9 protein-coding genes and 1 pseudogene are annotated in these 13,270 nt (G+C 47.2%); all 10 read left to right on the top strand.

Translation table 11 applies throughout. The features are described 5' to 3' along the window. Positions 1 to 867, top strand: a pseudogene (locus DXZ20_RS20890) (carboxypeptidase-like regulatory domain-containing protein); the annotation flags it as partial. 13 nt (positions 868 to 880) lie between these two features. Then, entirely contained in the window at positions 881 to 4,333 is a 3,453-nt protein-coding gene (locus DXZ20_RS20885; protein ID WP_163700360.1) for a hypothetical protein, read from the top strand. Between the two features lie 259 nt (positions 4,334 to 4,592). Continuing rightward, entirely contained in the window at positions 4,593 to 5,099 is a 507-nt protein-coding gene (locus tag DXZ20_RS20880) for a LysM peptidoglycan-binding domain-containing protein (protein WP_163700358.1), read from the top strand. Positions 5,100 to 5,644: 545 nt separating this feature from the next. After that, complete coding sequence (locus tag DXZ20_RS20875; RefSeq protein ID WP_163700355.1) at positions 5,645 to 6,784, top strand: hypothetical protein; 1,140 nt, start codon at positions 5,645 to 5,647, stop codon at positions 6,782 to 6,784. Positions 6,785 to 6,828: 44 nt separating this feature from the next. Beyond that, positions 6,829 to 9,186 (top strand): hypothetical protein, encoded by a 2,358-nt coding sequence (locus DXZ20_RS20870; protein WP_163700351.1) that lies wholly within the window; start codon positions 6,829 to 6,831, stop codon positions 9,184 to 9,186. 150 nt (positions 9,187 to 9,336) lie between these two features. Continuing rightward, on the top strand, positions 9,337 to 10,296 hold the full coding sequence (locus DXZ20_RS20865) for a hypothetical protein (RefSeq protein ID WP_163700349.1): 960 nt from the start codon (positions 9,337 to 9,339) through the stop codon (positions 10,294 to 10,296). Continuing rightward, on the top strand, positions 10,296 to 11,147 hold the full coding sequence (locus DXZ20_RS20860) for a phage baseplate assembly protein V (RefSeq protein ID WP_163700346.1): 852 nt from the start codon (positions 10,296 to 10,298) through the stop codon (positions 11,145 to 11,147). The genes DXZ20_RS20865 and DXZ20_RS20860 overlap by 1 nt, the downstream gene beginning before the upstream one ends. Before the next feature lie 3 nt (positions 11,148 to 11,150). Continuing rightward, entirely contained in the window at positions 11,151 to 11,807 is a 657-nt protein-coding gene (locus tag DXZ20_RS20855; protein WP_163700343.1) for a polymer-forming cytoskeletal protein, read from the top strand. A 23-nt stretch (positions 11,808 to 11,830) separates the two neighbouring features. Then, positions 11,831 to 12,274 carry a GPW/gp25 family protein gene (locus tag DXZ20_RS20850; RefSeq protein ID WP_163700340.1) on the top strand — a complete coding sequence of 148 codons (444 nt, stop codon included), beginning with the start codon at positions 11,831 to 11,833 and terminating at the stop codon, positions 12,272 to 12,274. Positions 12,275 to 12,286: 12 nt separating this feature from the next. Continuing rightward, positions 12,287 to 13,270 (top strand): baseplate J/gp47 family protein (locus DXZ20_RS20845; RefSeq protein ID WP_250565862.1); only part of this gene is annotated, 984 nt, incomplete at its 3' end.

The raw sequence follows: 13,270 nt of genomic DNA, 5'->3' as shown, positions 1-13,270 counted from the left end.
GCACCACCTAACATCGGCAGCATTACCCTGAGTTTGGTGGATGATGCGGGTCAGCCCATGGCTAATGAGACCTATGAACTCACCTGGCCGGATGGCACTGTGCAAACGGGGCAGTTAAGCCCCCAAGGAGACGCGACCCTTGAACAATTGCCCATCGGCACCTATGGACTAAGTTTCCCGAACCTGGATGCCGCAGATTGGGAATTGCAAACCAGTGAAACAGAAACACAACAACCCGAAACACCAGAGGATCGCCCCCCTCTTCCACAGACTCCTACCCAGTGGTCTACCGAGAGTCGCCCTGAGGACACGCCAGGCGAACCCCCATCTTCTACCCCTGAATCCTTTGTAGATTCTCCTGTACAGGCCACTGCCCAGGTAACTATTACCCTGGTGGATGATGCAGGTCAGCCCATGGCCAATGCAACCTATGTGCTTAGCCAGGCGGGCGAGACCGTGCGTACAGGCACCTTAGATGACCAAGGCAACATTCGTCTTGACCAACTATTGCCAGGGGCCTATGAGATTACCTTCCCAGAGTTAGATCAAGGAGACTGGCAGCTGGCTCCCACCCTAGATGAGGATGAGCCCCAGGAGCTGACAAGAGACTTACCCAGGGAATCTCCTGTAGACGACGATCGGGCCACAGACCCCTCTGCGACCAAATGGCTTGCCCTAACAGTGTTAGATGACGATAACAGGCCTTTGACCGGGCTGCGCTATGAGCTATATCAGAACGATGAACAGGTGCAGACAGGTGTTTTAGATGACCAAGGAAGACTCAGGGTTGAAGGACTGGCGGGAACTGTTTATACCCTCTCATTCCCAGAGTTAGACCAGGATGATTGGCAATGGTTAGAGGAGTAAGGAGAGAACCATTATGGAACAAAGTACTTCGGAACAGAAGGGGTTTTTGGCCATCCTACAAACGTTTCAGAAACCAGACAGTGGCGGTTTGGTTGAGCAGTTTACCGGACTGACCCAGGGCATTTCTTTACCTCAGTTTTCCATCGGGGATACGGTGACAATTCCGAAACTAGACGCCCTGCCGGGGGCTGTTGATCGCTTTACAGATTTAGCCCAAACCCTGCCGTCTAACCCAGATGACTTGCTCAGTGGGCTGCTAGGTGAGCTCCAGGGGGTAGCCGATGGCTCGCTGGAAATTGAGACGTTAATGGCTCCCCTAACCACCTCATTTATGGGGGCAGCGCCAGTGTTGGGTGAATTTCAAACCATGTTGGAAGCGCTGACGGAGACTGTTTTTCCGGCATTGAGTCAGCTGAGTGAACAAACTGTTGATGCCAACTATCTAAGCGAATTGTTGTCAGTTCAATCGCTGAGCGAGACTGCCCTCACCCAACTAAGCGATGTGATCGGCCCCTATGGGGGGCAGGTTGAAACGCTTAGTTGGTTACTGACTGGATTGACTGAAGAAAGCGCCACTGAAGGTTTTCAAACCTGGATGGATGACCTGGTGGCCCTACCTCTGGACCATCAGCTAACCGACGATCATCTGACTCACCTGGAGCAACAGGCGCACCAACTGACGCGTCAAATCACTCGTTTAGAGGCCAAAACCCAGACCGCATTTGATCATGTGGATCAGTTTGAAGGGACACTTGCCAATCTCTCAAACCAGGCTATGGAGAAGCTAGATACGGTGATGGCTGGGCTCGATCCACAGGCGCTGGGAGCCCAACTTAATTTGCTCCCCCCCAATGCCCTGGACATTCTGCAACAATTTGATCTCAGTCGGATATTGGACCAGTTGCAACCGGCGATCGCAACCCTAGAAAACCTGGTTAGCCAGGGCGTTGGCCAAATTACAGCGGGGATTGAAACCGTGGTGGGCACCATTGAAAGTGCGATCGCAACCGCCGAGCAGGCCCTGGTCAAAGCCAGTGCCCTGGTGACCAACTTGATCCAGCAGATTGTTGACTTTATCCAAGGGTTTGACCTTACTGGCCTGATCAATCAAGCCAAAGCCATGTTTAACGACATCACCGACCAAGTGAGCGGTGTGATCAACCAGGTCAATGTGGCCATTGGGCAAGTGTATGGATTAGTCAAAGGGCTGATCGATAAAGTTGCAGCCTTTGACTTTAAGACCCTCGTCAGTCAGTTCCAGGCCCTGATTGCCCAAATGACCGCTCTTTTAGATCATCCCCAGGTTCGGAGTATTTTAGAGCAGGCTAAGCAGGGCATTGACCAGGTGGTGCAACAACTAGATGAGGTTAGCCTACAGCCCATCTTTGACGATGTCCTTAACCAGGTGGACACCGTTAAAACCACCCTGGCCTCGATCAATGTGGCCGAGCTGAACCAGATGTTGCGCACGGCCCTATCCGCCGCCTTAGACCTGGTGCGCAATGCCATTGACCCACCCTCCCAGGCCACCGACATTCTCAAAGAAGGTTATCGGACCCAGATAGCAGAGCCGGTTTTAGGTGGAGTGATCGAACCGGTCAAGGCCCAGCTCGATCAGGTGGTGGATATTATCAATCGATTTGAACCCGGCACCCTGGTGGGTGAGCTGCTAACCCCTCCCTTTGAAGCCATGGTTGCCCAGGTGGAAGCCCTGGTTGACCCCGATCAACTGGTGGAGCTGATGCAGCCGATCAGCCAGTTTCAAGCCGACTTACTGGCCAAAGTAGATGCTGTTGCTAGCCCCAAAACCTTGCTGGCACCGCTGGTGGACATCTATCAGCAACTGATGGGATTTGTGCGATCGCTCTCACCGCGTCAGCTACTCATCCCCATCAATGACCTATTGCACACCGTCACCCAACAGCTAGACAAACTGGGGCTGGAGACATTGGTGGATCAGGTGGTGGGCTCAGTGCGCCAGGTCACCGATACGATCAGTGGCTTCCGTCTGCAAGATCAGCCCTTCTGGCAACCCGTACAAACAATTTTAGACGGCGGGATTACACCCTTCTTAGAGACTGTTGTAAACAGCTTGCACGGACTTGTCGATGGCCTGGATCTCTCCGCTCTAGACCCGATGCTCAGCCCCCTGCGCACGGCAGCCACCACAATCATGGCGCAAATCCGCGAACCGGTCTTGTTAGAGCAAGTTAAAACAGTGATTCAGACCGTGGCTGATTATGAAAAAACTTATCTGGCTGAGATCACCCAGCTAGCCCAGGGCTGGCAACAACAAACCCGGCGACTAAACGGGGCAAACCAGATCCCATCAGAGTTGCAGGCACGCTATGAACAGTTACAAACCCAGATACAAACCTTCAACCCCGTCACCCTGCTGGCCATTCCCACCAGTTTGATTGACCAATTTAACCAAAAACTCATCAGCATTTTAGATACCTTAGAAAGCCTCTGGCAGAGCCTCACCCAGCGTCTCGATCAGGGACTGTCAGCCATCGACAACCTGGTGAGCAATGGGGTAGCTGGCCTTAAAACCTATCTAAATCAGGCAATAGACGGTCTGGTGGCTGGCCCCATTGACGCCATTACCCAACAGCTTGAGCAGCCCCTTGCCCACATCAGCGGTGCGATTCAGTCTATTTTGGGGCTACAGGAGCACCTGGCGGTCTTTAACCAGATACCTGACGGATTAGCCCGCATTGGCCAGGCCATGGTTGGCATTAAGGATAAAGTGCAAGCGTTTAATCTCGACTTTTTAGCAGAACCATTACAGCGAGTAAAAGCAGAAGTGGTCAAGCCCCTGGCGGCACTCAATCCAGAAACTGCTTTAATTGCCCCCTTACAAAAGCTATATAACAAAGTCCGTCGCAGTTTAGAACGGTTGGCCCCCGCCCAACTATTAGCAACAGCCCGAGGTAGTATCACTGTCACCTTAGCCGCGCCAGCAGCAAATGCCATTGCGATCCCCAGCGGTACCCCTCTTGTAACAACCACGCCCATGGGGGATATCTGGTTTGAAACCTTAGAGGACAAAGTCTTTGAACCTGGTGTCGCCGCTTTGGAGGTACCAGTACAGTCTTTGGTCTTGGGCCGAGCGGGTGACGTGACTATCCCCGAAGACGTGAGCTGGCAGGTGAATCAAGTAGACAATCTACCCAAAGAGCTGACAACGGCAGATATAAAACAAACCACCCCTATTTTGAGCCTGACAACCCTAGTTCGCGAAGTTTTGCTAGGAAAGCTAACTCTATTTCACCCGGTTGAGCTAATTGCTAAACCCTTAAATGAGCAATATCAAAAGATTATTCAGCTCAAGGATGAGTTAGGCATTGAAACCTTATTTGACGCATTGTTTGAAAAACTATATGCCCTGAGTGAAGAGATTGAGACCGGTGTAGACAAGCTGGGGGTTAGCTTTAATGGTTTGTTAGCCGCCATGCCTTTGTAAAAAAGAATTATAAAAACGTAAAAGGAGATACCAATGCCACCCGAAAAGACTGCACAAATTGAAACATTTTAAAAGTGTTTTTTCACGTAGAATATATTGTAAGCAAAGATGACTTTTAAGTCCGGCATCGAAGGGCATCCACAAGGGAGTGCCCCTACAGGATTGTCCATTTTTAATTGGGCTTAATGAATTCGGATTTGGTATTGTGTCTCTCTTTCTAGGAAATTAATTAAGTTTACGGCCTAAAAGGTAGCTATCTATGGAGAGTTCAGGTGAGGTTTATGTTGTTAAGTTAGGCGATACGCTAACGGGCATTGCCCATACAGCGGGGTTTCGTTCGACAGATACTATTTTTTATCATCCTGAGAATAACAATTTACGGCGGCAGCGACCGGATGGTGAGTTGTTTGTAGATGACAAGATTTTTATTCCTGAAAAACGGGTCAAACAGGTACAAATTGAAGCCTTTGGGCCAGATGATCCCCGTAATCGTCAGTATGTATTTCAAGTAAAGACACTCAAAGCTTATTTCTCTTATGCGTTTACTGACGAGAATGACGACCCCTATGCCAATAAACGTTATGAGCTAGAGGTCAGTGGTGAAACCTATACGGGTACTACAGATGTTAATGGCTATATGAGTCAGGCCGTATCGCCAACGGCTACACAGGCCAATTTGACCCTATGGCCCAGTGAAGACGATGCTACAAAACCCGTTAGTTGGGAGTTTCCCCTCGGGGCAGGTGATCCTGAGGAGATGGCGTAGAAACCATTAATAAATTTCTAAAATATTGGGAGGAATTTCTAAAATATCGTAGAGACGCTCCATGGAACATCTCTACATTCAAAGGTTCAAATTTAGTCATGATTTATATGGGGTTGTCAGGGCTACGGTGTACAAACATCTCGGCAGGGAGTTCAGAATCCTGCCTTACCCCCCTTAATCCCCCCTTACCAAGCTACGGTGTATACATAAGTCAGAGAGAATGGCTAAAATCCTTAAAAATCCTAGGTTTCAATATGGCCTACCAGGGGTTCCCCTTCGTAAGGGGAACCGTCAGGGAGGGGGCTGGATAACTAGCGCTAACGACCGAAGACCCCTCCGTTGGTTCCCCTTGCCAAGGGGAACCGTTGTTTATCATACTCGATGCCAATCATCTTCCAGTTGTGTGTACACCGTAGCCTTACCAAGGGGGGAAACTCCAGTTCTCCCCCTTGGTAAGGGGGAGTTAGAGGGGGTAATGCAACCGCCAACACTAAATTCCAATACTTGTATGTACACGGCAGGGTTGTCAGGGAGAAATATATCAAATGCCTGTTGAAGCGACCAAATTAATCAAACAACAGCCATTGGATAAACCAGGGGCAGATTATCCGTTTCCGCCGTTGGTGGGGTTAGATAAGCCGCGCAAACCGACCAAGCAACCCCCACGTCGGCTCAGTCTAAAGCCGTTGCCTCAGCGATATGGTATTGCCCCCCCGACGGTAAGCAGCAGTCCTTTCCATGGCGTGACTCGGCTGTCGTTGGTCTTGGGTGATCAGGTATCGGAAACATTTAACAACGGCAAAGGGAACAAGACAAAAAAGGGGAAATACTTTGCCGAGGTATCAGAAACCTTTAGCTTTATCTCGCGGGTACAGAATCCATTGATTGCGTGGAAGGTACGCAATATGGATCGGTTTTATAAGGCTAAGTTTGAACTATTTGCACCGGGCTATCCTGAAGCGATTTGGGAAACGGTGTGGGATCAAGGGATGCTCAGTACCTACCTGCGGCGGGGTGGTTTGGTGGCTGGCAGCAAGATTAAAGATGGAGAAGAGGTGGAGATTCCTTGGGTGGGGAGTATTGCCTGGAATAATCTGGTGGTAGATAATTATCAGCCGGATTTTCCGAATGGATATTTGCCACCGGAGAAGGGACCCTATCAGCTGCGGTTGACGATGAATGATGGCAAGCCGGGGACGGATAAGATGGGTTATCCGTTGGTGGCCTGGACGTATTTTTATACAGAACCACCGGACTTTGATGATGACGATGACTTTGGCATGTTGAGTTTACTTGTTGAAGAGAAAGCGGGGGTGGGGTATCGGTTGGATGATGGGATGATGCCGCCGAGTGAGGGAACGGTGGATGAAGATGGGATTTTAGTACATCCGGTTTGTCAGCAAGCTTTTTCTGTTGTATTGAAGTTTGAGGATGAATCGGAGGCATTTGAGATTGCTCTAGAAGAGGATTTAGAAGAAGAGTTAGAGGAGGATGAGCTACCCATGCTGAAACTCTTAATTGAGGAAAAAGCAGGGAAGCAATATATCTTGGATGACGGTGTGCTTGCATCCAGTCAAGGGATAGTCGATTCTGATGGAATTTTAGTTCATGCAATCTCTCCGGAATCGGAAGGGTGCTCGCTACAATTCAATGATGAGCTAGAACCATGGATACTTGAGTTCTAATTTACTTTGAGATTCATTTTGTTTAGATATTTAAGGAGATAAACATGGCAGCAACAAATATCTCATCAACTTCCCCAAAACAAAAATTACAAAGGAGAGGTAGAGGCCGCAGAATAGAAGCATATGCTTATTTTGAAGAAAACAAGAAATTTGGGATGCTATCTGAAAAAGATCCACGCAGCGTAAAAATAAAGCACGCGGCCTTTTTTCAAAAGCCAAAATGGTGGGAAGACCTCAAGTCTATTGATATATCAGCCGCTGGCCAGAAGGGAGGAGTTATCTTCATACATACCAATATTCCGGGAAGAGGTTATGCCATTAAAGTCACAGATGCTCCGCAACAAGTAAAATTTGCGGAACATCTTTTATCAACCCTAGGAAAAGCTAAGATTCCTAAAAGCATTATACTTTCTGTTAAAGATGACAGCGTTGTGAACTCCACAACAAATCTTCTGATGAATTTCATAAAGGAGCGCGGCAAAAAAAATGACATTCCACCACGGGTAAAATATCATCTAGAAGCCAAAGAGGTTAAGGGCGTACTTCCTGAGACGATTGAAGCTCTTGAAAAAAAACAAGAAAGCACTGTTTTCGTAGGAAAATACAATAACAAATACTATATTCGCATCTTTCAGAAGGGTTCCATATTGGTTGATAGGCAAGAGATTGAGCCATCATCCTTTTCTTCTGAAATTATTCAAAATTTAGAAGCTATTATTTCTAAAGAAAAGAGAATCCAAGGTTTTGATTATGACAAACTTACTCAAGACATTATGGATACAATGGAATTATTGGCTAATTCAGGTTATGAGTTTCAATCAAAAAAAAGATTGAGTTATGAGAAATTTTTAAAGGAATTTGAGAATGAGTCAAACTTCTTAGTGGTAATGAAGCTGATTCAAGGAGAGCCTTTATCAGACATATCAGCAGACCTAAACTCCTGGACTAAGAAATATTATCCTGACTCAGTTAGTAATGTGAGAGAAATAGATAGAATAATCAATACAATCAAATTTGGGAAAAATGGCTCCAAATCTCTTTATTGCAAGAACAAGGAGATTAAAGGAGATTCATATAAAGCCTTAATGAAAATAATTGGCTCAATTTATATAAATAAGTCGATTTTAGCAAATCAACAATTTATGCAAAATTTAGGGCGTATTTTGGCTGTTGATAGTTTGCTGGGAAATCAGGATCGCTTTGAAAAAATGAATCTTGGAAATGCTTTCTTTCTAAAAAGAAATTATAGTGATAAAAGTAAAACGAAAAATCCTATCGCTGTGATTGATAATGATTCGATTTTACCGATATTTTTAGGGCGTGATAAACTTCATAAAAACATCTCTATGAAGAATGATGTAATTTCAACTTACATCATGTGGAATATTAGCTTAGGTTATAATTTAGCTAAGAATACAGATCAAATAGCCAGGATCAAATTTCTTATTGAGAAATTTGATCCTGGTTGGTTCAAAAATGTTTTCTTTACGAGTTTTTTCATTAAGGTTAAACCTAAAGATGTTTGGATAGATAAGTATCCAATTATTAAGGAGATCTATCTTGATGATGGATCTTTGATAGGAAAGCCAAAAGTATACCAAAAAATCTCAAGTGATTTCAAAGATGAATTCTGGAGCATGGTCAAAAAGAATATTATTGTAGGTTTTGATGATATTCTTAATAAAATCAGAAAAAAAGATATTTTTTTTGACTCCTTCAAAATTACATCCGAATACAATAAATTATCTGATGAGTATGGCTTTACAGATGACTTTGATTTGATCGCCCTTGATGTCAGAAGATGTTATATGGCTCAGGCTTTTGTTAAATATTCTGGCAAAAACATTAAGATTGAATTTGACCATACGAAGGCAATCGAAGTTGTCAAAAAAGAGTGTTTTCCTGTTGTAAAAATCCCTGACTTTATTAACAACTCAATCCAATACTGTATTTCTCAAGGTCTAGAAAGTGGAAGTAGTGGCGATCAATTAGCTAAACGTCTTATCAATGGAGATTTTTCTTCTAAAAATCTTTTTAAGATATTACCTGATGTTAACACATACCTGCAAAAACAGCTTCAAGAAAATTTTATAAAAGGGGGAGATTATAGGTATTTTAGATTCTTATGCACTTATGCATTTCTAAAGATTTTTGATGCGGATGAAGTTATATTCAAAAGCCACTTGGCTCCTAAGGTTCGTATTGAGCTTTTTAGCTCGAAAGTTCGATTCTGGTCTGACCGATTATGTTGGGTGTTTAAGAATTCGAAGAAAATGTCCAAAGCCGTGTCATCTGTGCTTAAAGAATTTGCGGAAGCCTCTCATGTAAATGATGTTGATCTCTATCATAAATTAAGTAAGGATGCTCTCTACAATGCAGTACATAAAACAGTGGAAAATTAAGAAAGACGCTCTCTACAAGATGACGTAAGCATACTAGTATCGTTGCTTTTTTACACTGAGACTAGTTTTTGTCGAAATTGATGTCTTTAATTTAATGAGATGTCATTCCATATCTGAAGCCATCTGGCAAGGGCTTTACTTAAGTTGACCATGCAACCAGTTTCCTGCAAAATCATCCTCGCCTCCATTACCAACACATCCAGTATCCTCTGTCTCCAGTCTCATACCTCCCTTATTACACCTACCCATCGATGCAAAGTTATTCTTAGCCGCCCTACAGACCTCTCTCTCTCTCTCAACTCTCCCGTCACCGTCGCCCTCGGCTATAACACCACCACCACACCCATCTTCACTGGCACCGCCCACACCATAAACTACGGCATCGACCACATCACCATCGAAGCCCTCAGCACCTTCCACACCCTCACCACCCACCTAAACCTCCTCTACGAGAAACCCACCGCCGGTGACATCGTCAAAAACATTGCCCAAAGCCGCCTCAACCTCAAAACCGCCAAAATCGAAAACGGCCTCACCTTCCCCACCTACACCATCGGCGACCAACAATCCACCTACGATCACCTCGCCCACCTCGCCCACCAATGCAACTTTGACCTCTACGCCGACACCGACGACAAACTCGTCTTCGCCAAATACAACCCCACCACCACCCACACCCTCACCTACGGCAACAACATCCTAAACTATCACCAAGCCCAACCTGCCCCCAACATCACCGCCGTCGAAGTTTACGGCGAAAGCCCCGCCAGCCAAGGACAGGGCGACCAAGCCTATAGCTGGCTCACCAAAAAAGACGTCAAAGGCACCGCTGGAGGTAGCACCGGCACAAAACTACGCATCGCCGACCCCACTGCTCGCACCCAGGCCGTTGCCAATAAAGTGGCTCAGGCCCTGCTAGCCCAAAAACAACAAAAACAACGAGGTCAAGTACGCGTCCTGGGTGACTCAACAATCAAGCTCGGCGATGCCATCAAAATTGAAAAGATGCCCCAAGATCAACACAATGGCACCTTCAAAATTACCGGCGTCGCCCATCACCTCAGCCGCCGTAAAGGCTTTTATACCACCATTGATTGGGAGCAAACCTGATGGATTCCATTGTCGGCGTCATGAAAAAAGTGGCCGCCCACGAGGCCCGCAAGATTTACACCACCGAGCTGGGCATCGTTACTGCCGTCTTCCCCCACAAGTCTGACAGCGACAAAGAGAACTATCAGTGCTCAATTAAACTGAAAAATAAAAAACAACCTGACGGTCAAGACTTTGAACTACGTCAGGTGCCAGTTACCACCCCCCATCTAGGCCTGGTGAATATCCCCAACGTGGGCGATATGGTGCTGGTCACCTTTATCGGCGGCAATATTAACGCCCCAGTCATTATCGGTCGCCTCTACAATGATCCCGACCAACCGCCCGTCAATAAAGAAAAAGAATTTTTGTTGCAGCATAGCCTAAAAGAAGGCGGCAGCCTCAAAATTGATACAGAAGGCGCAGTCACCCTTACCAGTAAAGATGAAAAAAATGTTGTAACCGTAAAAGATGGTGAACTCAGTGCCGTAAATGAAAAGAGTGAGGTGAGCGTTAAAGACGACAATATTACGATTAAAAACCAGCAATGTACCATTACCCTCTCTGGGGGCAATGTTTCCATTGATAATGGCACCTGTAAACTCAACATTGATGGGGGCGGTATTACCCTGGATGCTGCCAGCAGTAGCGTCACCGTCAAAAGCATGGGATCGATCAAAGTCGGAGACGCCACAACTGGGTCGGTGCAACTCGGCGGGCGCATGCCCGGTAATGCAGTGGCAGACAATGACGATATTATTCTTAGCATGCATCAACATGTGGGAAATCTAGGCGCACCCTGCCCGATTATGGTCCCCACAGAAAAGATTAACTCGATTCAGGCAAAAGCACGAAATACAAAGGTGGGATAAGGGATGGTGCGCATTAAAGGGGCCAATAGCGATTATAAGTTTGATGTGAATACCGGCCAGATCGAAGGCCCCAAGCCAACGGAAAACCCTGATTTTGAACAACCGCTTTACCTAAAGATTTTTATTTGTCCTTACGATATGCCCAGTCGGGTGGAAAAGCCCCTAGATGAGCAAGAGGGAAACTGGTGCGAAGGCACCGACAGCCAGTGCCCCCATAAGGGTGATAAATCAGGCCATGCCGTAGTCTCATTGCATCAGGATGAGGGCATTCGACTAGAAACCAATAACGGCAACCAGTTAGTGGTTGATCAACAAAATGGTATCCGGCTACGGCCAGATGCTAAAACCTCGTTAGACGTGCGGCCTAACCATATTGTGCTACAGCGCCACAAAACTCGTATTGAAATTGCAGAGAATGGCAATATCGCCCTGTCTGTGCCGCCCCAAAACCAGGTCACGATCAATGGCAACGTCACCACAAACAACAATCTAGTGGTAGACAAGAACTTAACTGTCGGTAACCATTTAACCGTCAATGGTCATGTTACGGTCAATGGCAATGTTGCCGTTACAGGTCGTCTGGACCTGTCTAAGGCAACGGTGAACCTACCTCAGACGCTCATCGATCAGATTGTTTTAAAGGTAAAAAGTCAAGCATAACGTGGGTGTTTAGGAGAGACTCAATGGCAGAGGGGCTGAATAAAATTGATCTCAAACTCACCCGCCGTCAGATGGGCCAGCCGGTAGCGGCTCGGGCAGGGGTTGACCTGACGGTGGAACAGCAAGATATTGCTGCCGTCAGTGGACGCAACAATCTGGCCCAGGCCCTGCTAAATCGTCTCCATACCCGCCAGGGTGAGCTGAAATCTTTGGGGCATAGCACCTATGGCTCTCGCCTACATGAACTGGTCGGAGAACCCAACAACCGTCGCACCCAGCTGCTGACAGAAATGTATATTCGGGACTGTCTGGCCCAAGAATCTCGCATTTCAGAAGTGGTTAATGTTGTATTTGCGCCTCCATCCCGGGGGGTGTCGCGAGATATTTTAGGCGTTACCGTAATCGTCCGCCCCATCGATGACGATGAGCCGCTGACACTGGACCTGGCACTGGGGTTGGGGGGCTAACGGGCAAGTACCATGGCATTTGAACCAAAAAGTTTTTCTCAGTTATTTACAGAAATGCGCGATCGCACCCCAGCGAGCATTTCTGACTTTGAGACCGGCAGTGTTGCCCGCACCCTCTACGAAACCTTTGCCTACGAAATGGCGCTGCTGTATGAGCAAATGCATCGGGTATATCTATCGGGGTTTGTCGAAACCGCCACCGGCATCCATTTAGAACGGGTGGTGGCCGTATTGGGCATCCAGCGCGGGGAGCCAGATTTTGCCACCGGGCTGGTCACCTTTGAGCGGGATCTGGGCATTGATGAAACCTTAGAAATTCCCCTGGGGTTTGTGGTGACCACCAGCGAAGACGCCGACACGGTTAAAAAGTCGTATCAAACGGTGGAAACCAAACAGCTAGGTCCAACCGACAATCAGGTACAGGTGAGGGTGCAAGCGATCGCACCGGGCGATAGTGAAGCGACAGCGGCCAACACCATTGAAGTCATGCCCCAACCCCTATCGGGGATCAAAACCGTTACCAACGAACAACCCATTCGCTTTACCGGCAAACACCGAGAAACCGATGACGACCTGCGAGCACGGGCCAAAACTGCGCTACTAGCCACCAGCGGGGCCAATGTCACCACCGTCGAAAATGCCATCTTTAACCTGCCCGGTGTGAAAGAAGTGCAGGTGCGAGAGAACTTTCACTTTGCCCGTGGCCAGGTAACCCTGACCCCTGATCCAGAAACCACAACAGAAATAACAATCCCCAGGGGCACCGAGCTGGTTTTAGATGCGGGAGATAAACGGTTTAAAACTCGCACAGTGATCAGGCTAAGCCCCAATCCTGATCCAGAGTCATCCCAAAAGGTCGACGTAGAAGCCGTTGTGCGTGGAGAAGCTGGGCAAGTAGACGCAGCGGCACCGTGGCAACCGCTGGAGTTGGATGGCGGTGTTGTTGTCACCATCCATAACGACAATGCCATTGTCTTAAAAGATTTTGGCCTGATC

The sequence above is a fragment of the Adonisia turfae CCMR0081 genome, from assembly GCF_011009555.1.
GTDB classification, from domain to species: domain Bacteria; phylum Cyanobacteriota; class Cyanobacteriia; order Phormidesmidales; family Phormidesmidaceae; genus Leptothoe; species Leptothoe turfae.
The sequence above is the reverse complement of the archived record's forward strand: the minus strand, read 5'-3'. Positions and strand labels throughout refer to the sequence as shown.